Source organism: Streptacidiphilus sp. PAMC 29251 (assembly GCF_054208735.2).
Window position 1 is genome coordinate 8,836,614 of record NZ_CM135725.2, and the last position, 21,970, is coordinate 8,858,583.

Here is a 21,970-nt window from a genome sequence, read left to right on the forward strand (position 1 = left end):
CGTGTCCACCGCACGCAACAAGGCCCGCACGCGCGCCTTCCAGATCCTCTTCGAGGCGGACCACCGGGGCGTCGCCCCGCAGTCCGTCCTCGCTGACTGGGTGCGCCGCGCCCGGACCCCGGACGAGGGCACGCCGCAGGTCAGCGAGTACACGATGGAGCTGGTCGAGGGCTACACCCAGTACGCCGCCCGGATCGACGACCTGCTCTCCACCTACGCGGTGGGCTGGACGCTGGACCGGATGCCCATCGTGGACCGCAATGTGCTGCGCCTTGGCGCGTACGAGCTGATCTGGGTGGACAGCGTCCCCGACGCCGTCGTCCTGGACGAGGCGGTCCAGATCGCCAAGGAGTTCTCCACCGACGACTCCCCGGCGTTCGTCAACGGTCTGCTGGCCCGGCTCCTGGACCTCAAGCCCTCGCTGCGCGCCACCCGCGACTGACGAAGGCACCCCAGAAGGCCCGGTGCGCTCCCCGCGGGGAGCGCACCGGGCCTTTCGTCGATCGGGTGTGATCACCCATGGTGACAGTTCTGTGACACAGCGTGCGCTTGCGGCGGACGGGGCGGGGGAGGACGGCAGTGACGTACCCGCACCGCCCCGAGGAGCCTCCATGGCCGCCAGGCACGCCCGCACCCGTCCGACCGCCAGGACCGCCGCGCCCGCCTCCTGCCCCGGCACGTCCCGCCGCGCCGCCGAGCCCCGCTCCCGGCCGTGCGCACCGGAGGCCGCGCCCGGGCCCCGGTTGATCGGCATCATCACCAGCCGCGAGGACTTCGAGGAGCTGCGCCGCGACGGCGGCACCGAGTACACCTCCTTCGCGGTCTACCTGCACGACATGGAGGGGCTGATCCAGCGGATCCGGCAGTCCGGCGGCACGGTCAGGGGCCGCGCCTTCCACCCCGGCGACCTGGTCGAGTACTGCGAGCGCCGGGGCCTGTCGCTGGCCGACCCGCAGAGCCACACCGCGTACACCGCCGACCCGGACGCCGACGTCGAATGGGTCTGCTACGAGGACGAGCCGCTGGACGAGTTCCTGGGCCGGCTGGTCCGGGCCCGGCGGCGCGGACTCGTCCACCGCAGGCTGGAGCGGATGCTCGCGGAGACCGCCGAGGCGGCGGCGACCGGGGTGTTCCCCGAGGAGCCGCTGCGGGCGGCCTACGAGCGCGGGGCGGAGACCCTGCGGCGGATGCTGCTGGGGGCGGGGCCCGGCAGGTTCCGGCTGGTCTGCGCGCTGCAGCCGGCCGGCGAGAGCCCGGTGGAGGCCTGGGCGGACCTGCTGCTGGAGCGTCCCGGGGCGGGTCCCGAAGACGGGGCCGGGGCCGGGTCCGGCGGCGCGGTGCTGCGGATCGAGGACGCGGATCTGGACCTGTTCTGCTCGCTGCTCTGCACCGGCTACGCGTTGGGACTGCCGGGCGGGGCGCTGCTGTCCGGGATGTGCGAGCAGCGCGGCTCGGTGGCCTGGGGCTGGGGCTTCGACGGCGGCGCCGTGGACCGGGGCTTCCACCCGCGCAACGCCGCCGACGTGCTGCTCGACCTGTCGGTGCCGGCCGTCTCCTGGATCGCGGTCTGCCTCCCGGGCGCCGAGGCGGCACCGGGCTTCCCGCTGGACGAGATCGCGCTGGACTGACCCGACGTCGAAGTAGCGGTGGATACCGCTGCAATGCTGGGCTCCGCGCGGGGCTGTGGGAGCAGCTCCGCGCGGAGGGACGCGGGGGTGGCGCACCGTCAGGCGGCGGGCACCCGGTCGAGGAAGCCGTGCACGTTCTTTGATCCGCCCGTCCGCGTCGGCGACCAGCACGTCGAAGCCGACGAACAGCGCCTCGCCGCCGGCCGGGCCCAGCTCCCAGGTGAAGCGGGCGATGTCGTGGTGGGCGTCGACCGGGCCGCCGAGGGTGAACACCAGCCCGGCGAACTGGGCCTGCACCGCGGCCAGGGTGGCGTCCACGGCGTCCCGGCCCTCGGCGGCGACCAGCGGGTCGGTTATAGCAGCCGTCCTTGGCCCAGAGCTCCGCCACCAGGGCCCGGCGGGCGGCCGGGTCGGTCTCGTTCCAGCTGGCGATGTAGCGCTCGGCAAGGTCCTGGAGGGTGCGGGTGTCGGTCATCGGATGCTCCTCTGCTGCGGTCGGGGACTCCTTGTCCCCGCAGGTCAAAAAGCTACGCGGGCACGGGAATCGCGGAATCCGTCGTGCTTAGGTACTTCCGGGCGCGGGTTCGTCCGGGTGGGTCGGTAGGGTGCGGTGGTGCCTTCCCATCTGTACGGACGCGAGGACGAACAGGCCGCCGTCGAGGCCCTGCTGGCCGCCGCGGCCGGGCCGGGGCGCAGCGGGGCGCTGGTGCTGCGCGGGGAGCCGGGGATCGGCAAGACCGCGCTGCTCGACCACGCCGCCGCCACGGCCGCCGGCAGCGGCTTCCGGGTGCTGCGCACCACCGGGTCCAGTACGAGGCGGAGCTGCCCTTCGCCGGCCTCTCGCTGCTGCTCGCGCCCGCCCTGGACCGGCTGCCGGGGCTGCCCGCGCCGCAGCGGCGCTCGCTGGAACGTGCCTTCGGCCTGGCCGAGACCGGCAGCGCGGGGCCCGGCGACCGGCTGCTCGCGGGCCTGGCCGTGCTCTCGCTGCTGGCCGAACTCGCCGAGGAGCAGCCGCTGCTGTGCGTGGTCGACGACGCCCAGTGGCTGGACCGGGAGTCCACCGAGGCGGTGCTGCTGGCCGCGCGGCGGTTCCAGCACGAGGGCGTGGTGCTGCTGCTCGCCGCCCGTGACGGGGAGGGCTCCTGGGCCGCCCCCGGTCTGCCGGAGCTGCGGCTGCGTGCCCTGGCCGACCCGGCCGCCGAGGCCCTGCTCGCCGCGACCACCGCGCTCGGCCGACCCGGGCGGCGCCGGATCCTGGCGAGGCCCATGGCAACCCGCTGGCCCTGACCGAGCTGCCGACCGTTCCCGGCAGCGCCGGTGACGACTCGTCAGCGGCGCTGCCGGTCACCGGCCGGCTCCGGCTCGCCTACCACGGGCAGGTCACCCGGCTGCCGGCCGCCACCCAGTCGCTGCTGCTCGCCGCCGCGGCCGAGGAGACCGGCGAGCTGGACGTGGTGCTGCGGGCCGGGGCCCTGCTGGGCGGCGGGGCCGAGGATCTGCGGGCGGCCGAGGAGGCCGGGCTGGTCCGGGTCGAGGCCGGGACCCGGCTGGTCTTCCGGCACCCGCTGCTGCGCGCCGCCGTGCTGCAGCGGGCCCCGCTGGTCCAGCGGCTGGCCACCCACCGGGCCCTCGCCGAGGTGCTCACCGACGACCGGCGCCGGGTCTGGCACCTCGCCCTGGCCGCCACCGGACCGGACGAGCGGCTCGCCGCCGAGCTGGAGCGCACCGCCGAGCACGCCGCCCGGCGCGGCGGTCACACCGGGGCCGCGGCCGCCTATGAGCGGGCCGCCCGGCTCAGCCCGGCCGCGGCGGACGCCACCCGCCGCCACGCCTACGCGGCCGAGGCCGCCGCCGAGGGCGGCGAGCTGGACCGCGCCGCCGGGCTCGCCGAACAGGCGCTGCGCCGGATCGCCGCTGAGCCGGGCCCGGCCGATCCGCTGACCCTGGCCCAGCTGCTGTTCGTCCAGGGCCTCACCCGGTTCTGGCACGGCGACCACCAGGGCGCGCTCGACCTGCTGCTGCGCACCGCCGAACTGGTCACCGAACCGGCGCCCGAGCATGCCGCGCGGGTGCTGATCCAGGCCTTCCACGCCGCCTGGTACCTCGGCGAGGAGCCGGTCGGCCTGGTCCGGAACCGGCTGGCGGCGCTCGCCCCCGGCCCCGAGGAGTGGGCCGCGCCGCTGGTCGGCTACCTGGTGCAGGTCACCGGCGCGCTGCTCGGCCAGGACGGCGACGGCGACGCGCCCGGGCCCGCGCCGGTCGCCGAGGTGGCCGCGCGGGCCCGGGCGGCCGGTGCGGCCGTGCCGGTCGACCTCGGCACCGTCTGCGGGGCGGCGCTGATCCTCGGCGACGACACCGGGACCGTCCGGCTGGCCGGCGAACTGGTCGCCGAGGCCCGGGCGGGCGGCGCGGTCGGGGCGCTGCCGACGCTGCTGTTCTTCCTGGCCGAGGGGGAGCTGTTCACCGGGCTGCCCGGGGACGCGCTGGCCCATGCCACCGAATCGCTGCGGCTGGCCGAGGACACCGGCCAGCGGCAGTGGGCCAGCCAGATGCACAGCTTCCTCGCCTACCTGACGGCGATCGGCGGCGACACGGCGGCGGCCAGGGAAAGCGCCGGGAACGCCCTGGCGGCCGGGGCCGCCGGACGCCCCTGGACGCAGTGGGCGCTGGGCCTGCTCGACCTCGGCCAGGGCCGGGCCGAGGAGTGCCTGTCCCGGCTGGAACCGCTGGTCCACGGCCCGCAGCGACACCATGTCGGGGCCCTGCGGGCGGTCCCCGACCTGCTGGAGGCGGCGGTCCGGCTGCGGCAGCCGGAGCGGGCGGAAGCGGCCTTCGGGTACTTCCGGGACTGGGCCGGCCGCAGCGGGCAGCCCTGGACGGCGGCGCTGGTGCTCCGCTGCGAGGCGCTGCTCAGCGCGGACGCGGGCGCGGAGCGGCAGTTCCTGGCCGCGCTAAAACTGCACGGCGAGCAGCACCGCCCCTGGGACCGGGCCCGCACCGAACTGCTGTACGGGGAGTGGCTGCGCCGCGAGCGCCGCAGGACCGACGCCCGCGCCCCGCTGCGCGCCGCCCTGGACGCCTTCGAGCAGCTGGGCGCCGTCCCCTGGGCCGAGCGGGCCCGCACCGAGCTGGGCGCGACCGGGACCACCGCGCCGTCCCAGGGGCGCCCGCCCGGAGCGCTGGCGCTGCTCACCCCGCAGGAGGCGCAGATCGTCCGGCTGGCGGCGCAGGGGCTGTCCAACCGGGACATCGCCGCGCAGCTGTTCCTCAGCTCACGGACCGTCGGCTACCACCTCTACAAGGCGTATCCCAAGCTGGGGGTGGCCTCGCGGGGGGAGTTGGCAGGACTGCTCTGATACTGCGTCAGCTGCTGGACAGCTTGCGCTCCAGCGGGGTGCGGAAGCGCGGGGTGATCCGTACCTCGCCGATGAACGCGGTCAGCGTCGCCGCCTCGGCCTCGACGGCGGCCACGGCGTCCGCGCCCACCTGGTCCAGCAACTGCCAGACGAGTTCGCCGTTCGGGCGCTGGGCCCAGCCGCCGACGATCCGGCCGTCCCACCAGACGGTCGGGCCGATATTGCCGGTGCGGTCGAACAGCTCGGCGGTGTGCTGCGGCGGGAGGTACCAGTCGCGCTGCCGCCAGCCCATCCCGGTCGGGTCCAGGGCCGGCAGCAGCGCCGCGTACGGGGCCGATTCCGGTGCGGGCTCGGTGTCGCCGGGCAGGACGTAGCCGGTGCCCTGGTTCTCCAGCGGCACCTTTTCAGCCTGCACCGCCAGCAGCGCCTTTCGGACGTCGCCGAGGGTCCAGCCGGTCCACCAGGCCAGGTCGGCCTCGGTGCCGGGACCGTAGGTCGCCAGCCAGCGCCGGACCAGCTCGGCCCGGGCCCCGGGGGCTGCCAGTGGCGGGAACGGCTCGCCAGTGACCCAGCGGTACTGGCTGGAGGTCCAGGAGCCGCGCGGCCGGTCCCTGCGGATCCGGTTCTCGGCGGCGAGCACCCGCAGCACCCGGCTGGCGACGGTCTGCGTGGCCTCGTAGGGCTTCCCGGCGGCGACCACCACCCGTTCCCGCAGCGCGGGCACCGCCGCGCTCAACTCGGCGCCGGTGAGCGGCGTGCCCGCGGCAAGCACCTCCAGGGCCTGCTGCTCCGCCGCCGCCAGCCATGCACTGCCCCAGCCCCCGCCGTCCGCAAGGAACGCCAGCAACCCCTTGCGCTCCTTGGCGGCGACCGCGCGCGCCGTGGACGCGTCCACCACCGCGGCCAGCTCCCGGCCGACCACGAACATGGTGCGGCGCATGGCGAGCAGCCGGAGCAGGCTCACCTCCTGGTAGAGCGCCTGCTCCAGGGCGGCCGGGGTGGCCCCGGCCATCCGGGCGGCGACGGCCAGGAACACCGTGGCCGGGTCGGTGCCGTGCAGCCCGACCAGGGTGTCGGCCACCTGCTCGGGCGTGGCGGCCCGCGCGTCGGGTCCGAGCAGATGGCGGGCGGCGAGACGGGCGCGACGGTCGGCGTCGGTGAGCTGCACGGTCGGTGGCCTTCCCTGGTTGATCACTGGCGGAACGCGGTCGATAGTGTGGCGGTTCCAGCGAGCTTAGGGGTGAGGATGACCGGGATACGCGAGCAGCGCGGGGTGTTCGGTGAGGTGGCGGACGCCTATGAGGCGGCCAGGCCGGGATATCCGGAGGCCCTGGTGGACGAGGTGCTCGACTACGCGCGGCTCGGCGACGCGCCGGTGCTGGAGGTCGGCGCGGGCACCGGCAAGGCCAGCACCGCCTTCGCCGCACGGGAGCTCGAGCTGACCTGCCTGGAGCCGGACGCCCGGATGGCCGCCGTGCTGGCCCAGGCCTGCGCGCCCCACCCGCGCACGGCCGTGGTGGTGTCCGGCTTCGAGCAGTGGCGTCCCCCCGCCGCGCGGTTCGGCCTCTTGTTCAGCGCCCAGGCCTGGCACTGGGTCGACCCCGCCACCCGGTGGACCCTCGCCGTCGAGGCGCTGCGCCCGGGAGCGGCGATCGCCCTGTTCTGGAACCGGTTCAGCATCCGCGACACGGAGCTGCGCTCCGCGCTGACCGCCGCGCACGGCCGCCATGACGCCGCCGCGCTGGTCCCGGCCACGCTGGGAGCGGACGAGACCGCGGCGGTGAACTCCTGGCCGCTGACCGACATCCTGGCCGACGACCGCTACGTCGACGCCGAGACCCGGCGCTACGACTCCCGCCACACGTTCAGCACGGACCGCTACCTCGACCTGCTGGCATCGCTCTCCCCGTACCGGATGCTCCCGGACGGCCAACGCGACGCGCTGCTGGCCGACATCGCCCGGACGGTCGGCGCCCAGGGCGGTTCGTTCGAGCTGGAAACGGCCACGCATCTCTATCTCGCCCGTACCCGTCAAGTTTCTTGATGGTTCGTCAGATTCTGGTTAGCCTCACCGGACCGGTGACCGTACGGCCGCGCCGTGCGGCTGCCCCGTGGCCGGACCGTGGAGGAGACGTCATGCCCGAGGTATCAGTCAGCGTGTCCGTGCCCGCGCCCGTCGACAAGGTCTGGGCGATCATCAGCGACTTCGACCGCTTCGGTGAGTGGAACACCATCCACACCGCGTTCCCGGGCGGGGCGCCCGCGGCACTGGCGGTCGGCAATGAGTTCAGCGAGAAGATGACGCTGATGGGGATGCCCTCGGAGGCGGCCTGGACGGTCACCGAACTGGAGCCCGGGCGGTCCTGGAAGCTGGCGGGCAAGGGCCCGATGGGGATCACCCTGATGCAGCACTACGTGCTGGCCGAGGACGGCGAGGGGACGCTGGTGACGGTGGAGAGCGAGTTCAAGGGCGCGGCCGTCAACATGATGGCGGCCCGGGTCAAGGACGCCACCACCACCGCCTCAACGAGTCGCTGCGCAAGCTCACCGCCCTGGTGTCGTAGCCGACGTGGCCGACGCAACCGGCGAGGCCGGCCCGGGTGGCGCCGGGGGTGGCGGCAGCGGCCGGGCCGCCGGGGGTGGGTAGGGTCGCGGTATGCCCACAGCACTCATCACCGGCGCGACCGCCGGAATCGGCGCGGCCTTCGCCCGTCGCCTCGCCCAGGACGGCCTCGACCTCGTCCTCGTCGCCAGGGACGCGGACCGGCTGGCCGACACCGCCGCCGCGCTGGCCGAGGAGTTCGGCGTCGGCGCGGAGGTCCTGTCGGCCGACCTGGCCACCGACGCCGGGATCGCCGCGGTGGAGGCCCGGTTGACGGATCCGGAGCGGCCGGTCGACCTGCTGGTCAACAACGCCGGGATCGGCTTCAGGGACGGCTTCCTCAAGGTGCCGCTGGCGGAGGAGCTGACCATGGTCAAGCTCCACATCGAGGCGGTGCTGCGGCTCACCACGGCGGCCGTGCCGGGGATGCGGGAGCGCGGGCGCGGCTATGTGATCAACGTGGCCTCGGTGGCCGCGTTCGTGCCGCGCGGGACGTACGGGGCCAGCAAGGCCTGGGTGGTCCAGTTCACCCAGGGCGCGGCCCGCGACCTGGTCGGGACCGGGGTGCGGCTGCTGGCGCTGTGCCCCGGCTTCACCCACACCGAGTTCCACCAGCGGGCCGGGCTCGACATGTCGGACCTGAACGGCTGGATGTGGCTGTCGGCGGAGCAGGTCGTCGACGAGGCGCTGCGGGACCTGGCCAGGGGCCGCACGGTCAGCGTCCCCTCGCGCCGCTACAAGGCGGTGGTGGCCGCCGCGCGCAAGGCTCCGCTCGGCCTGCTCGGCGGAATCTCCTCCCGCGCCGGGCGACGTCTCGACCGCCGCTGAGTCGGCGGTCCGCAGGAGGAGGTCGCCATGAACCCCGAGCCGCCCGGGACGCCCCGTCCCCCGCTCGTGCCGGAACGCCGCAGCCTCCGGGAGCAGGTCACCCAGGCGCTGCGGGCCGCGCTGGTGGTCGGCGAGCTGCGGCCGGGCACGGTCTACTCCGCCCCGGTCCTCGCCGCGGAGTTCGGCGTCTCCGCCACACCGGTCCGTGAGGCGATGCTGGACCTGGCCAAGGAGGGCCTGGTCGAGACCGTCCGCAACAAGGGCTTCCGGGTGGTCGCCGTCACCGAGCAGGACCTGGACGACTTCACCGAGATCCGGGCGCTGATCGAGATCCCGGCCACGGTCGAGGTGGCCCGCCGCGCCGACCGGGCCGAGCTGGAGCAACTGCGGCCGCTGGCAAGGGAGATCGTCGAGGCGGCCAAGGCCGGGGACCTCACCGGCTGCGCCGAGGCCGACCGCCGCTTCCACCTGGCCCTGCTCTCGCTCGCCGGCAACCGGCACCTGGTCGGCACGGTGGGCGAACTCCGGAAGCGCTCACGGCTGTTGGGCCTGGCCGCGCTGGCCGCGGCGGGCCGTCTGGTCGCCTCGGCCGAGGAGCACGAGCAGCTGCTCGACCTGATGCTCGCCCGCGACCTCGACGGCACCCGGCGACTGCTCCGGGCCCATCTCGGCCGGCTCCGCCCGCTGCCGGCCGAGGAGTTGTGAGGACCGAGGGGCGCTGAGCGCGGCAGTGGCCCGCCCCCACCGCGGGGACGGGCCACTGCTGTGACGTTTCTGCAGCTCGGTCAGACCGAGTCGTCCTCGCGCACCGCACGGCGCGCGTCCGGGTCGAGCACGCCCCAGCTGATCAGCTGGTCCACCAGCAGCGAGGCGGGCTGGTCGTAGATCACTGCGAGGGTCCGCAGGTCGTCCTGGCGGATCGAGAGCACCTTGCCGTTGTAGTCGCCGCGCTGGCTCTGGATGGTCGCCGCATAGCGCTGCAGCGGTCCTGCCTTCTCGGACGGGACCTGGGACAGCCGCTCCAGGTCGAGCACCAGGCGCGGCGGCGGCTCGGCCGCCCCGCCGGGGGTGCTGCCGGGCAGCAGTTCCTGCACCGGGACCCCGTAGAACTCGGCCAGTTCGGCGAGTCTCTGCACGGTCACCGCACGGTCGCCGCGCTCGTAGGAGCCGACGACCACGGCCTTCCAGCGGCCCTGTGACTTCTCCTCGACGCCGTGCAGGGAAAGCCCCTGCTGGGTGCGGATCGCCCGCAGCTTGCCGCCGAGCTGCTTCGCGTAGTCGCTGGACAAATGGTCTCCCCGGACGTGATGTGGCGTGACGCTCTGAGTGCGCTGTACGAAAATCTGTACTGGCCCTGTTCTTGCCCTGAGACGGTGCGGAGGATGGACATCCGTCGCCCGGCCGTAACTCACTGTGAGGTTACGCAGAGTGATATGACTTCGTCAAGCTGAATGGGGCAGTCGTGCGACGCCCCGGGCGGCATGATCCGCCCGACGGCGTCCTGATAGGGTGGACGGCGGCCACTGACCCGAACGGGGCCGGTGACCAGCACACTCCACAGACATCCTTTAAGGCCCGTCCAGTGAGGCGGGGAAGGAGGTCGGCTTCGGCATGACCGCAACAGACCGTACCCAGCGCGACAGCACCCCCGGCGGCTCCCGCCAGGTCCTGGACGAGAGCGACATCGCCCGTTCACTGACCCGTATCGCCCACGAGATCGTGGAACGCGCCAAGGGCGCCGAGGACGTCGTCCTGCTCGGCATCCCCACCCGCGGCATCCTGCTCGCCCGCCGCCTGCAGAGCAGGCTGGCCAAGATCGCAGGCCGGGACATCCCCTTCGGCACCCTGGACATCACCATGTACCGGGACGACCTGAGGCTGAAGCCGGCCCGCGCCCTGGAGCACACCGAGATCCCGCCCGGCGGCCTGGACGGCAAGCTCGTGGTCCTGGTCGACGACGTGCTCTTCTCCGGCCGCACCGTCCGGGCCGCGCTGGACGCCCTGGGCGACCTCGGCCGGCCGCGGGCGGTCCAGCTCGCCGTCCTGGTCGACCGGGGCCACCGCGAGCTGCCGATCCGCGCCGACTACGTGGGCAAGAACCTGCCCACCTCGCTGCGCGAGGCGGTCAAGGTGAAGCTGGCCGAGATAGACGGCCAGGACGCCGTCCTGCTCGGCCAGAACGACAGCGGCCAGAACGAGGACTCGAACGGGAGCGCCCAGTGAAGCGACACCTGATCTCCACCGCCGACCTGACCCGCGACGACGCGCTGCTGATCCTGGACACTGCCGAGGAGATGGCCCAGGTCTCCACCCGCGCCGTCAAGAAGCTGCCGACCCTGCGCGGGCGCACCGTGGTCAACCTCTTCTTCGAGGACTCGACCAGGACCCGCACCTCCTTCGAGGTGGCCGAGAAGCGGCTCTCCGCCGACGTGATCAACTTCTCGGCCAAGGGCTCCTCGGTCTCCAAGGGCGAGACCCTCAAGGACACCGCGCTGACGCTCCAGGCGATGGGCGCGGACGCGGTGGTCATCCGGCACGGCGCCTCCGGCGCCCCGCAGCGGCTGGCCGAGTCCGACTGGCTGCACGGCAGCGTGGTCAACGCCGGCGACGGCACCCATGAGCACCCCACCCAGGCCCTGCTGGACGCCTTCACCATGCGCCGGCACCTCAACCCGGGCCTCGGCCGGGACCTCGCCGGGCGCAGGATCACCATCGTCGGCGACGTGCTGCACAGCAGGGTGGCCCGCTCCAACGTCCGGCTGCTGCACACCCTGGGCGCCGAGGTCACCCTGGTCGCCCCGCCGACCCTGGTCCCGTTCGGCATCGAGACCTGGCCCTGCGCCCTCTCCTACGACCTGGACGCGGTGCTCCCCAAGAGCGACGCGGTGATGATGCTCCGGGTCCAGCGCGAGCGGATGAACGCCGCCTTCTTCCCCACCCAGCGCGAGTACTCGCTCCGCTACGGCCTCGACGCCAAGCGCGCCGCGACCCTGCCGGACCACGCCATCGTGATGCACCCGGGCCCGATGGTCCGCGGGATGGAGATCGCCTCCGAGATCGCCGACTCGGCCCGCTCCACCATCGTGGAGCAGGTCACCAACGGCGTCAGCATCCGGATGGCCGTCCTCTACCTCCTGCTCGGCGGCTCCGAGCCGGCGCTTTCCCCTGCACGTCCCCTTGAGGAGCACAGCAAGTGACCAGCTACCTGATCAAGAACGCCCGCGTCCTCGGCGGGGAGCCGCAGGACCTGCGCCTCAAGGACGGCGTGATCGCCGAGATCGGCGCCGCGCTGGAGCCGGCCGAGGGCGACACCGTGGTCGAGGCCGAGGGCCTGATCGCCCTGCCCGGCCTGGTCGACCTGCACACCCATCTGCGCGAGCCCGGCCGCGAGGACGCCGAGACCGTCCACACCGGCACCCGCGCCGCCGCCAAGGGCGGCTTCACCGCCGTCCACGCCATGGCCAACACCTTCCCGGTGGCCGACACGGCCGGGGTGGTCGAGCAGGTCTGGCGGCTCGGCAGGGAGTCCGGCTACTGCGACGTGCAGCCGGTCGGCGCGGTCACCATCGGCCTGGAGGGCAAGCAGCTCGCCGAGCTGGGCACCATGGCCGACTCCGCCGCCTCGGTCCGGGTCTTCTCCGACGACGGCAAGTGCGTGGACGACGCGGTGATCATGCGCCGCGCGCTGGAGTACGTGAAGGCCTTCGGCGGGGTCATCGCCCAGCACGCCCAGGAGCCCCGGCTCACCGAGGGCGCGCAGATGAACGAGGGCGCGGTCTCCGGCGAGCTGGGCCTGATCGGCTGGCCGGCCGTCGCCGAGGAGTCGATCATCGCCCGCGATGTGCTGCTGGCCGCCCATGTCGGCTCCCGGCTGCATGTCTGCCATGTCTCCACGGCGGGCTCGGTGGAGATCATCCGCTGGGCCAAGTCCAAGGGCTGGGACGTCACCGCCGAGGTCACCCCGCACCACCTGCTGCTGACCGACGAACTGGTCCGCTCCTACGACCCGGTCTACAAGGTCAACCCGCCGCTGCGCACCGAGGCGGACGTGCTCGCCCTGCGCGAGGCCCTCGCCGACGGCACCATCGACGCCGTCGCCACCGACCACGCCCCGCACCCGTCCGAGGACAAGGACTGCGAGTGGGCCGCCGCGGCCATGGGCATGGTCGGGCTGGAGACCGCGCTCTCGGTGGTGCAGCAGACCATGGTCGACACCGGGCTGATCGGCTGGGCCGAGGTCGCCGACCGGATGTCCTACCGCCCGGCCGCCATCGGCGGACTGGTCGGCCACGGCCGTCCCGTCTCGGTGGACGAACCGGCGAACCTGGTCCTGGTGGACCCCGCGTACCGTGGAACGGTGAACCCCGACACCTTTGCCAGCCGCAGCCGGAACACCCCCTACCGTGGCCGTGACCTGCCCGGACGCGTGGTCGCCACCTTCCTCCGCGGCCGGGCCACGGTCCTGGGCGGGGAGCTGGTATGAGCCTCCCAGCCTTTCGGGCCTCCCGAGTCCGCTCGCCGCCGAGGCGCCGCACTCCGCGCCGGTCACCCATGTGGGCGATCTGATCGGCTGGATCGTCGGGCTGCTGGTGCTCATCGCGCTGATCTACTGGCTGATGCGCCAGGGCTGGCTCTGGCGCAGGACCCAGCAGTCGGGGATCCCGCCGCTGCCGGTCGCGCCCAAGCGCGGCACCGCGCCGATCCTGGAGCTCGAGGGCCGCTACTTCGGCAGCACCACCGCGGGCGACTGGCTGGACCGGATCGTCGCGCACCGGCTGGGCGACCGCAGCCTGGTCGAGCTGACCCTGAGCGCCGAGGGCCTGAACGTCGTCCGCCCGGCCTCGACCAGCTTCTTCGTCCCGATCACCGCGCTGCGCGGCGCCCGTACCGACCGGGGTATCGCCGGCAAGGTCGTCCCCGACGGCGGCCTGCTGGTGGTGACCTGGGAGCACGGGGACAAGCTGCTGGACACCGGGGTCAGGGCCGACAACCCCGACGAGCACGAGAGCTGGGTCACCGCGGTCGAGGTCCTGCTGCGGGCCCACGCCAAGGTGACCGGCGACCTCTCAAACGAACACGCAGCGAGTGAACACGCAGCGAGTGAACACAAGGAAGGCGCATGATGACCGCACGTACCGAGAGGAAGCCGGCCGCCTACGTCCTGGAGGACGGGCGGGTCTTCCGCGGCCAGGCGTACGGCGCGATCGGTGAGACCTTCGGCGAGGCGGTCTTCAACACCGGCATGACCGGCTACCAGGAGACGCTGACCGACCCCTCGTACCACCGCCAGATCGTCACCATGACGGCCCCGCAGATCGGCAACACCGGCGTCAACGACGAGGACGGCGAGTCCGCCCGGATCTGGGTGGCCGGCTATGTGGTCCGCGACCCCGCCCGGCTGCCCTCCAACTGGCGCTCGCAGCGCTCGTTGGACGAGGAGCTGGTCAACCAGGGGATCGTCGGCATCAGCGGGATCGACACCCGCGCGCTCACCCGGCACCTGCGCGAGAACGGCGCGATGCGCTGCGGCATCTTCTCCGGAGAGGCCCTCGCCGACGACGCCACCCTGCTGCAGCGGGTCCGGCAGGCCCCGCAGATGGTCGGTGCCGGCCTCTACGCCGAGGTCTCCACCACCGAGGCCTACGTGGTCCCGGCGATCGGCGCCAAGCGGTTCACCGTCGCGGCGCTGGACCTCGGCATCAAGGGGATGACCCCGCAGCGGATGGCCGAGCGCGGCATCGAGGTCCATGTGCTGCCCGCCGACGCCACCGTCGAGGACGTCTACGCGGTCAACCCGGACGGCGTGTTCCTCTCCAACGGCCCGGGCGACCCGGCCACCGTCGATCTCACCGTGATCAAGGCGGTGCTGGAGCGGAAGACCCCGCTGTTCGGGATCTGCTTCGGCAACCAGATCATCGGCCGGGCGCTGGGCTTCGGCACCTACAAGCTCAAGTACGGCCACCGCGGCATCAACCAGCCGGTGCAGGACCGCACCACCGGCAAGGTCGAGATCACCGCGCACAACCACGGCTTCGCCGTGGACGCCCCGCTGGACGGCGAGACGCAGACCCCCTACGGGCGCGCCGTGGTCTCCCACGTCTGCCTCAACGACAACGTGGTGGAGGGCCTGCAGCTGCTGGACCAGCCCGCGTTCAGCGTCCAGTACCACCCGGAGGCGGCGGCCGGTCCGCACGACGCCGCCTATCTGTTCGATCGCTTCGTAGAGCTTCTGGAGGGCCAGCGTGCCTAAGCGCACAGACATCCACTCGGTCCTGGTCATCGGCTCCGGCCCGATCGTCATCGGCCAGGCCGCCGAGTTCGACTACTCCGGCACCCAGGCCTGCCGGGTGCTCAAGGCCGAGGGCCTGCGGGTCATCCTGGTCAACTCCAACCCGGCCACGATCATGACCGACCCGGAGATCGCCGACGCCACCTATGTCGAGCCGATCACCCCGGAGTTCGTCGAGAAGATCATCGCCAAGGAGCGCCCCGACGTCCTGCTGCCCACCCTGGGCGGCCAGACCGCGCTGAACACCGCCATCTCGCTGCACGACAACGGGGTGCTGGCCAAGTACGGCGTCGAGCTGATCGGCGCCAATGTCGAGGCCATCAACAAGGGCGAGGACCGCCAGCTGTTCAAGGGCGTGGTCGAGGCGGTCAAGGCCACCATCGGCTACGGCGAGTCCGCCCGCTCGGTGATCTGCCACAGCATGGACGAGATCATCGCCGGCGTGGACACCCTCGGCGGCTACCCCGTGGTGGTCCGTCCCTCCTTCACCATGGGCGGCGCCGGCTCCGGCTTCGCCCACGACGAGCAGGAGCTGCGCCGGATCGCCGGGCAGGGCCTGACCCTCTCGCCGACCACCGAGGTGCTCCTGGAGGAGTCCATCCTCGGCTGGAAGGAGTACGAGCTGGAGCTGATGCGCGACCGCAACGACAATGTCGTGGTCGTCTGCTCGATCGAGAACTTCGACCCGATGGGCGTCCACACCGGCGACTCCATCACCGTCGCCCCCTCGATGACCCTGACCGACCGCGAGTACCAGCGGCTGCGCGACATCGGCATCGCGATCATCCGCGAGGTCGGCGTCGACACCGGCGGCTGCAACATCCAGTTCGCGATCAACCCCGACGACGGCCGCATCATCGTCATCGAGATGAACCCCCGGGTGTCCCGCTCCTCCGCGCTGGCCTCCAAGGCCACCGGCTTCCCGATCGCCAAGATCGCGGCCAAGCTCGCCGTCGGCTACACCCTCGACGAGATCCCCAACGACATCACCGAGAAGACCCCGGCCTCCTTCGAGCCGTCGCTCGACTACGTGGTGGTCAAGGTCCCGCGCTTCGCCTTCGAGAAGTTCCCCAGCGCCGACGCCACGCTGACCACGACCATGAAGTCGGTCGGCGAGGCGATGGCGCTCGGCCGCAACTTCCCCGAGGCGCTGAACAAGGCGCTGCGCTCGCTGGAGAAGAAGGGCTCGCAGTTCACCTTCGTCGGCGAGCCGGGGGACAAGGACGAGCTGCTGGTCCAGGCGGGCATCCCGACCGACGGCCGGATCAACACGGTGATGCAGGCCATCCGCGCCGGAGCCACCCAGCGCGAGGTCTTCGACGCCACCAGGATCGACCCCTGGTTCGTGGACCAGCTCTTCCTGATCCACGAGATCGCCGAAGAGGTCGCCGAGGCCGACAAGCTGGACCCGGAGACGCTGCGCCACGCCAAGCGGCACGGCTTCTCCGACCTGCAGATCGGCGAGATCCGCGGCCTCAACGCCGACGTGGTCCGCGAGGTGCGGCACGCGCTGGGCATCCGCCCGGTGTTCAAGACCGTGGACACCTGCGCCGCCGAGTTCGCCGCGAAGACCCCGTACTTCTACTCCTCCTACGACGAGGAGACCGAGGTCGCGCCGCGGACCAAGCCCGCGGTGCTGATCCTCGGCTCGGGGCCGAACCGGATCGGTCAGGGCATCGAGTTCGACTACTCCTGCGTCCACGCCTCCTTCGCCCTCAGCGAGGCCGGCTACGAGACGGTGATGGTCAACTGCAACCCGGAGACCGTCTCCACCGACTACGACACCTCCGACCGGCTCTACTTCGAGCCGCTCACCCTGGAGGACGTGCTGGAGATCGTCCACGCCGAGACCCTGGCCGGGCCGGTCGCGGGCGTCATCGTCCAGCTCGGCGGGCAGACCCCGCTCGGCCTGGCCCAGGCGCTCAAGGACAACGGCGTGACGATCGTCGGCACCCAGCCCGAGGCCATCGACCTGGCCGAGGAGCGCGGCGCCTTCGGCCGGGTGCTCCGCGACGCGGGCCTGCCCGCGCCCAAGCACGGCACCGCCTTCTCCTTCGAGGAGGCCAAGGCCATCGCCGACGAGATCGGCTACCCGGTGCTGGCCCGTCCGAGCTACGTCCTCGGCGGACGCGGCATGGAGATCGTCTACGACGAGCCCTCGCTGGCCGACTACCTCAAGCGTCACGCCGGGCTGATCTCCGAGCACCCGGTGCTGATCGACCGCTTCCTGGACGACGCCATCGAGATCGACGTCGACGCCCTCTACGACGGCACCGAGCTCTACCTCGGCGGCGTGATGGAGCACATCGAGGAGGCCGGCATCCACTCCGGCGACTCCGCCTGCGCGCTGCCCCCGATCACCCTCGGCGGCTACGACATCAAGCGGCTGCGGGCCTCCACCGAGGCCATCGCCAAGGGCGTCGGCGTGCTCGGGCTGATCAACATCCAGTTCGCCATGGCCGGCGACATCCTCTACGTGCTGGAGGCCAACCCGCGGGCCTCCCGCACCGTCCCGTTCACCTCCAAGGCGACGGCGGTGCCGCTGGCCAAGGCGGCGGCCCGGATCTCGCTCGGCGCCAGCATCGCCGACCTCCGCAAGGAAGGCATGCTGCCCAGGGAGGGCGACGGCGGCACGCTGCCGATCGACTCCCCGATCGCGGTCAAGGAGGCGGTGATGCCGTGGAGCCGCTTCCGCGACATCCACGGCCGCGGCGTCGACACCGTCCTCGGCCCGGAGATGCGCTCCACCGGCGAGGTGATGGGCATCGACACCACCTTCGGCATCGCCTACGCCAAGTCCCAGGCCGGGGCGTACGGGGCGCTGCCGACCAAGGGCCGGGTGTTCGTCTCGGTGGCCAACCGCGACAAGCGCAACCTGGTCTTCCCGACCCGGGCGCTGGTCGGGCTGGGCTTCGAGGTGCTGGCCACCTCCGGCACGGCGGAGGTGCTGCGCCGCAACGGCATCAACGCCACGGTGGTGCGCAAGCACAGCGACGGCGAGGGCGCCGACGGCGAGCGGACGATCGTGCAGCTGATCCATGACGGGGAGGTCGATCTGATCATCAACACCCCCTACGGCACCGGCAGCCGGCTGGACGGGTACGAGATCCGCACGGCTGCGGTGGCACGGTCGGTGCCGTGTCTGACGACGGTCCAGGCGATGGGCGCGGCGGTGCAGGGGATCGACGCGCTGCTGCGGGGCGACATCGGGGTTCGTTCGCTGCAGGAGCATGCCGCCCAGCTCAACGCAACTCGCTGACGCGAGGCACCCACCAGGGGCGCGGGGAAGGGTGCGGGTTCGTTTCGCGCAGTTCCCCGCGCCCCTGGGTGCTGCCACGTGATCTCTGCTGGAAGGCTTCGTTGTGTACCGCTTGTTGTTCAATCTGGTCTTTCGGCGGATGGATCCTGAACGGGCCCACTACCTGGCGTTCTTCTGGATCCGTCTCGCGGCGTCGGTGCCGGTGCTGCGGACCGTCGTGGCGCGGGTGCTCGCTCCGCGGGACCCCGCGCTGCGGGTGAAGGCGCTGGGGATGGACCTGCCCGGGCCGTTCGGGCTCGCGGCGGGTTTCGACAAGAACGCCGTCGGGATCGACGGGCTGGCGATGCTGGGCTTCGACTACGTCGAGATCGGTACGGTCACCGCCGAGCCGCAGCCGGGCAACCCCACGCCGAGGCTGTTCCGGCTGATCGAGGACCGCGCGCTGGTCAACCGGATGGGCTTCAACAACGAGGGCTCCGCCGCCGTCGCCGCCCGGCTCGCCGCCCGGCCCGGCGCGTCGCGGACGGTTGTCGGCGTCAACATCGGCAAGACCAAGGTGGTCCCCGAGGCCGAGGCGGTCGCCGACTACGTCACCAGCACCGAGCGGCTGGCCCAGCACGCCGACTACTTCGTCGTCAACGTCAGCTCGCCCAACACCCCCGGCCTGCGTAATCTGCAGGCGGTCGACCAGCTCCGGCCGCTGCTCACCGCGGTCCGGGCGACCCTGGACGCCCACGCGCCGCGCGGGCACGTCCCGCTGCTGGTCAAGATCGCGCCGGACCTCGCCGACGCCGACATCGACGAGGTCGCCGACCTGGCCCTTGAGCTCGGCCTCGACGGCATCATCGCCACCAACACCACCATCGGCCGCGAGAACCTGCGCACCGACCCCGCCAAGGTCCAGGCCGCGGGCATGGGCGGGCTCAGCGGGGCGCCGCTGCGCGAGCGCTCGCTGGAGGTGCTGCGCCGGCTGCACGCCCGTACCGACGGCCGGCTCACCCTGGTCTCGGTCGGCGGCATCGAGAACGCCGACGACGCCTGGGCCAGGATCACCGCCGGGGCCACCCTGATCCAGGGCTACAGTGCCTTCATCTACGAGGGTCCCTTCTGGTGCCGCAGGCTCCACCGCGGCCTCTCCGTCCGACTCCGCGCGAGCGGGCATGGAACCCTGAGCGAAGCAGTCGGCGCGTCGAACGGAAGGTGAACGCATGGCGCACCCCCTCCAGACCCGGGCGGACGTCCTCGACCTCACGCCCCTGGGCGCCTACCACCGCATCCTGCTCCGGGCCCCCGGGGTGGCCGAGCGGGTCAGACCCGGCCACTTCGCCGCCGTGGCCGTCGGCGGCGAGGACTCCTCGATGCTGCTGCGCCGGGCCTTCTCGATCCACCGGGCCGACCCGGCGCAGGAGACCATCTCGCTGATCGTCGCCGAGCGCGGCCGCGGCACCAGGGAACTGCTGCGGGCCAGGGCGGGTGACACCGTCGATCTGGTGGCGCCGCTGGGCACGGCCTTCCCGCCGCCGGTCGGGGCGGTGACCGCGCTGTTCGTCGGCGGCGGCTACGGGAGCGCGCCGCTGTTCCCGCTGGCCGAGCAGATCGTCGCCCAAGGCGGCGCGGTCGGCTTCATCCTCGGCGCGTCCAGCGCGGACCGGCTGTTCGGCGTCGACAGCGCCCGGCAGCTCACCCCGGACGTCCTGGTCACCACCGACGACGGCTCCAGCGGGATAAAGGGCCAGGTCACGCTGCCGCTCGCGGAGGCGGTCAAGGCCATCGGCGCGGAGGCCGTCTACTCCTGCGGCCCGATGGGCATGCTCCAGGCCGTCACCGGGATCGCCACCGCCGAGGGCGCCCGCAGCTTCTGCGCGGTGGAGGAGGTCATGGCCTGCGGGGTCGGCGTCTGTATGACCTGTGTGCTGCCAGTGGTGGGGGAGGACGGGATCAGCCGCTTCGTCCGGTCCTGCGTGGAAGGGCCCTGCTTCGACGGCACCCGGGTCCGCTGGAACGACATCGGCACCGTCCCCGCCGACCTCTACGGCGCGGCCGCGATGGGAGTGCGCTAGATGGACGCCACGGACGTGGACCTCAGCTCGCCGTTCGGGAACGGCACCCTGCCGAACCCGGTCACCACCGCCTCCGGCTGCGCCGGCTACGGGCGGGAGCTGGCGAAGTTCCTGCCGCTCACCGAGCTGGGCTCGATCACCACCAAGACGATCATGCCCTACCCGCGCTCCGGACGGCCCACCCGCGGATGGCGGAGACGCCCAGCGGGATGCTCAACTCCATCGGCCTGCAGGGCTCCGGCATCGAGCACTTCGTCGAGCAGGAGCTGCCCTGGCTGGCCGAGCGCGGCGCCCGTGTGCTGGTCTCCATCGCGGGGGAGCGGGTGGAGGAGTTCGCCGAGGCGGCGCAGGCGCTGAGCGGGCGACCCGGGGTGATCGGCATCGAGGCCAATATCTCCTGCCCCAATGTGGCCAACCGCGGCCTGGTCTTCGCCTGCAACCCGGCCACCTCCTACGACGTGATCGCGGCGATCCGCGAGGTGGCCGACCCGGGGCTGCCGCTCTACGCCAAGCTCACCCCGGACGTCACCTCGATCACCGAGATCGCGGCGGCCTGCGTCCGGGCCGGGGCGGACGGCCTCTCGATGATCAACACCCTGCTCGGCATGGCCATCGACACCACCACCCTGCGGCCTGCCCTGGCCGGGGTCTCCGGGGGCCTGTCCGGGCCGGCGATCCGCCCGGTCGCCGTCCGCTGCGTCTACCAGGTGCACGCGGCGATGCGGGCCGGAACCATGCCGACGGTGCCGATCCTCGGCATGGGCGGCATCAGGACCGGCCTGGACGCCCTGGAGTTCGTCCTCGCCGGCGCCTCCGGGGTGGCGGTCGGCACCGCGATCTTCAACGACCCCTCGGCCCCGCTGCGGGTCCTCGGCGAACTGCGGCAGGCCCTGGCCGAACGCGGCTTCGCCAAGCTCACCGACGCCATCGGCTTCGCCCACCACCAAGGAGTCCCGACATGACCGCGCCGCCCGTCCCCTTCGGCACCCGACTCCGCACGGCCATGGACAGCCGCGGCCCGCTCTGCGTCGGCATCGACCCGCACGCGGCCCTGCTGGAGGCATGGGGCCTCGGCGACACCGTCGCGGGCCTCGAACGCTTCTCGCGGACCGTGGTGGAGGCCCTGGCCGGCGAGGTGGCCGTGCTCAAGCCGCAGAGCGCCTTCTTCGAGCGCTTCGGCAGCAGGGGCGTCGCTGTGCTGGAGCAGACCGTCGCCGACGCCCGGTCGGCCGGCGCGCTGGTGCTGATGGACGCCAAGCGCGGCGACATCGGTTCGACCATGGCCGCCTACGCGGACGCCTTCCTGGCGCCGACCAGCCCGCTGTTCTCGGACGCGGTCACCGTCTCGCCGTTCCTCGGCTTCGGCTCGCTCCGCCCGGCCTTCGACGCGGCCCGGGCCAGCGGCACCGGGATCTTCGCGCTGGCGCTCACCTCCAACCCGGAGGGACACGAGGTCCAGCACGCGGTGGGGGCGGACGGGCTGACCGTCGCCCAGTCGATCCTGCGCCGCCTCGCCGCGGAGAACGCCGACGCGGACCCGCTGGGCTCCTTCGGCGCGGTGGTCGGCGCCACCCTCAGGGACATCAACGCGGACCTCGACATCAACGGCCCGCTGCTGGCCCCGGGCGTCGGCGCGCAGGGGGCCACCCCGGCCGATCTCCCCAAGGTTTTCGGCCCGGCCGCGGGCAGTGTGCTGCCGAGCGTTTCCCGCGACATTCTGAAGCACGGACCGTCGGTCGGGGCGCTGCGGGAGGCGTCCGCACGATTCGTGGACGAGGTGCGCGCGGCCATCGGTTGAATGTTCGACTATTCGCTCATTCGTGTGGCGGATTGGTGAACGCCTTGTGATGGCCTGAGCTGCGGTTACGGTCCGGGCCGTGCGGGCATACCGCTTCGTCCGAACCACGCGGCGCCCGGTGGTGCGAGTTGATCTCGTATTCCGGGGGGC

The 21,970-nt window shown here is 72.8% G+C and carries 18 protein-coding genes and 2 pseudogenes; 18 read left to right on the forward strand and 2 right to left on the reverse strand.

The window, feature by feature from the left end:
• The first annotated feature begins 1 nt into the window (after position 1).
• From nusB to ACXKR8_RS41925, 4 genes are all read left to right on the forward strand, one after another.
• A complete protein-coding gene (nusB, locus tag ACXKR8_RS41910) occupies positions 2–442 on the forward strand; it encodes a transcription antitermination factor NusB (RefSeq protein ID WP_458269750.1) in 441 nt (146 codons plus the stop codon).
• Positions 443–611: 169 nt separating this feature from the next.
• Positions 612–1,628: a hypothetical protein gene (locus tag ACXKR8_RS41915; protein ID WP_458269751.1), complete on the forward strand. Its 1,017-nt coding sequence runs from the start codon at positions 612–614 to the stop codon at positions 1,626–1,628.
• Between the two features lie 613 nt (positions 1,629–2,241).
• Positions 2,242–2,949: an AAA family ATPase gene (locus ACXKR8_RS41920; protein WP_462100058.1), complete on the forward strand. Its 708-nt coding sequence runs from the start codon at positions 2,242–2,244 to the stop codon at positions 2,947–2,949.
• 130 nt (positions 2,950–3,079) lie between these two features.
• A complete protein-coding gene (locus tag ACXKR8_RS41925) occupies positions 3,080–4,984 on the forward strand; it encodes a helix-turn-helix transcriptional regulator (protein WP_462100059.1) in 1,905 nt (634 codons plus the stop codon).
• 7 nt (positions 4,985–4,991) lie between these two features.
• On the opposite strand, the gene ACXKR8_RS41930 is transcribed toward ACXKR8_RS41925, so the two are convergent.
• Complete coding sequence (locus tag ACXKR8_RS41930) at positions 4,992–6,152, reverse strand: winged helix DNA-binding domain-containing protein (RefSeq protein ID WP_458269754.1); 1,161 nt, start codon at positions 6,150–6,152, stop codon at positions 4,992–4,994.
• A 78-nt stretch (positions 6,153–6,230) separates the two neighbouring features.
• On the opposite strand from ACXKR8_RS41930, the gene ACXKR8_RS41935 reads away from it, so the two are divergent.
• The 4 genes and pseudogenes from ACXKR8_RS41935 (at position 6,231) to ACXKR8_RS41950 (ending at position 9,119) form a co-directional block, all read left to right on the forward strand.
• On the forward strand, positions 6,231–7,028 hold the full coding sequence (locus ACXKR8_RS41935; protein WP_458269755.1) for a class I SAM-dependent methyltransferase: 798 nt from the start codon (positions 6,231–6,233) through the stop codon (positions 7,026–7,028).
• Positions 7,029–7,120: 92 nt separating this feature from the next.
• A pseudogene (locus ACXKR8_RS41940) lies at positions 7,121–7,441 on the forward strand (type II toxin-antitoxin system Rv0910 family toxin); the annotation flags it as partial.
• Positions 7,442–7,640: 199 nt separating this feature from the next.
• Positions 7,641–8,414, forward strand: a complete 774-nt coding sequence (locus ACXKR8_RS41945; protein WP_458269757.1) for an SDR family NAD(P)-dependent oxidoreductase — start codon at positions 7,641–7,643, stop codon at positions 8,412–8,414.
• A gap of 27 nt (positions 8,415–8,441) precedes the next feature.
• The gene (locus tag ACXKR8_RS41950) at positions 8,442–9,119 is read left to right on the forward strand and encodes a GntR family transcriptional regulator (RefSeq protein ID WP_458269758.1); all 678 of its coding nucleotides are present in this window, start codon (positions 8,442–8,444) and stop codon (positions 9,117–9,119) included.
• 80 nt (positions 9,120–9,199) lie between these two features.
• Here the strand turns inward: ACXKR8_RS41950 and bldD are convergent, their stop codons facing one another.
• On the reverse strand, positions 9,200–9,703 hold the full coding sequence (gene bldD / locus ACXKR8_RS41955) for a transcriptional regulator BldD (protein ID WP_123503214.1): 504 nt from the start codon (positions 9,701–9,703) through the stop codon (positions 9,200–9,202).
• Positions 9,704–10,025: 322 nt separating this feature from the next.
• On the opposite strand from bldD, the gene pyrR reads away from it, so the two are divergent.
• From pyrR to pyrF, 10 genes and pseudogenes are all read left to right on the forward strand, one after another.
• On the forward strand, positions 10,026–10,637 hold the full coding sequence (gene pyrR / locus ACXKR8_RS41960) for a bifunctional pyr operon transcriptional regulator/uracil phosphoribosyltransferase PyrR (protein ID WP_458269759.1): 612 nt from the start codon (positions 10,026–10,028) through the stop codon (positions 10,635–10,637).
• Complete coding sequence (locus ACXKR8_RS41965) at positions 10,634–11,611, forward strand: aspartate carbamoyltransferase catalytic subunit (protein WP_458269760.1); 978 nt, start codon at positions 10,634–10,636, stop codon at positions 11,609–11,611. The genes pyrR and ACXKR8_RS41965 overlap by 4 nt, the downstream gene beginning before the upstream one ends.
• Positions 11,608–12,897, forward strand: coding sequence for a dihydroorotase (locus ACXKR8_RS41970; RefSeq protein WP_458269761.1), 1,290 nt, complete (start codon positions 11,608–11,610; stop codon positions 12,895–12,897). Before ACXKR8_RS41965 ends, ACXKR8_RS41970 begins: the two co-directional genes overlap by 4 nt.
• Positions 12,898–12,967: 70 nt before the next feature.
• Positions 12,968–13,537, forward strand: a complete 570-nt coding sequence (locus tag ACXKR8_RS41975; RefSeq protein ID WP_462100060.1) for a PH-like domain-containing protein — start codon at positions 12,968–12,970, stop codon at positions 13,535–13,537.
• Positions 13,537–14,664, forward strand: coding sequence for a glutamine-hydrolyzing carbamoyl-phosphate synthase small subunit (gene carA / locus ACXKR8_RS41980; RefSeq protein WP_458269763.1), 1,128 nt, complete (start codon positions 13,537–13,539; stop codon positions 14,662–14,664). Before ACXKR8_RS41975 ends, carA begins: the two co-directional genes overlap by 1 nt.
• On the forward strand, positions 14,657–17,962 hold the full coding sequence (carB, locus tag ACXKR8_RS41985; protein ID WP_458269764.1) for a carbamoyl-phosphate synthase large subunit: 3,306 nt from the start codon (positions 14,657–14,659) through the stop codon (positions 17,960–17,962). The genes carA and carB overlap by 8 nt, the downstream gene beginning before the upstream one ends.
• A 103-nt stretch (positions 17,963–18,065) precedes the next feature.
• The gene (locus ACXKR8_RS41990; RefSeq protein WP_458269765.1) at positions 18,066–19,166 is read left to right on the forward strand and encodes a quinone-dependent dihydroorotate dehydrogenase; all 1,101 of its coding nucleotides are present in this window, start codon (positions 18,066–18,068) and stop codon (positions 19,164–19,166) included.
• A gap of 4 nt (positions 19,167–19,170) precedes the next feature.
• On the forward strand, positions 19,171–20,022 hold the full coding sequence (locus tag ACXKR8_RS41995) for a dihydroorotate dehydrogenase electron transfer subunit (protein WP_458269766.1): 852 nt from the start codon (positions 19,171–19,173) through the stop codon (positions 20,020–20,022).
• Positions 20,023–20,984, forward strand: a pseudogene (locus ACXKR8_RS42000) (dihydroorotate dehydrogenase). It begins immediately after the preceding gene.
• Entirely contained in the window at positions 20,981–21,820 is an 840-nt protein-coding gene (gene pyrF / locus ACXKR8_RS42005) for an orotidine-5'-phosphate decarboxylase (protein ID WP_458269768.1), read from the forward strand. Before ACXKR8_RS42000 ends, pyrF begins: the two are co-directional and overlap by 4 nt.
• The last annotated feature ends 150 nt before the right edge of the window (positions 21,821–21,970 follow it).

Bases quoted from the DNA above. Each gene is read 5' to 3' on its own strand.
- ACXKR8_RS41935 (WP_458269755.1), top strand. From the start codon at position 6,231: ATGACCGGGATACGCGAGCAGCGCGGGGTGTTCGGTGAGGTGGCGGAC.
- pyrR (WP_458269759.1), top strand. From the start codon at position 10,026: ATGACCGCAACAGACCGTACCCAGCGCGACAGCACCCCCGGCGGCTCC.
- pyrF (WP_458269768.1), top strand. From the start codon at position 20,981: ATGACCGCGCCGCCCGTCCCCTTCGGCACCCGACTCCGCACGGCCATG.
- ACXKR8_RS41915 (WP_458269751.1), top strand. From the start codon at position 612: ATGGCCGCCAGGCACGCCCGCACCCGTCCGACCGCCAGGACCGCCGCG.
- ACXKR8_RS41945 (WP_458269757.1), top strand. From the start codon at position 7,641: ATGCCCACAGCACTCATCACCGGCGCGACCGCCGGAATCGGCGCGGCC.
- carA (WP_458269763.1), top strand. From the start codon at position 13,537: ATGACCGCACGTACCGAGAGGAAGCCGGCCGCCTACGTCCTGGAGGAC.
- ACXKR8_RS41950 (WP_458269758.1), top strand. From the start codon at position 8,442: ATGAACCCCGAGCCGCCCGGGACGCCCCGTCCCCCGCTCGTGCCGGAA.
- ACXKR8_RS41995 (WP_458269766.1), top strand. From the start codon at position 19,171: ATGGCGCACCCCCTCCAGACCCGGGCGGACGTCCTCGACCTCACGCCC.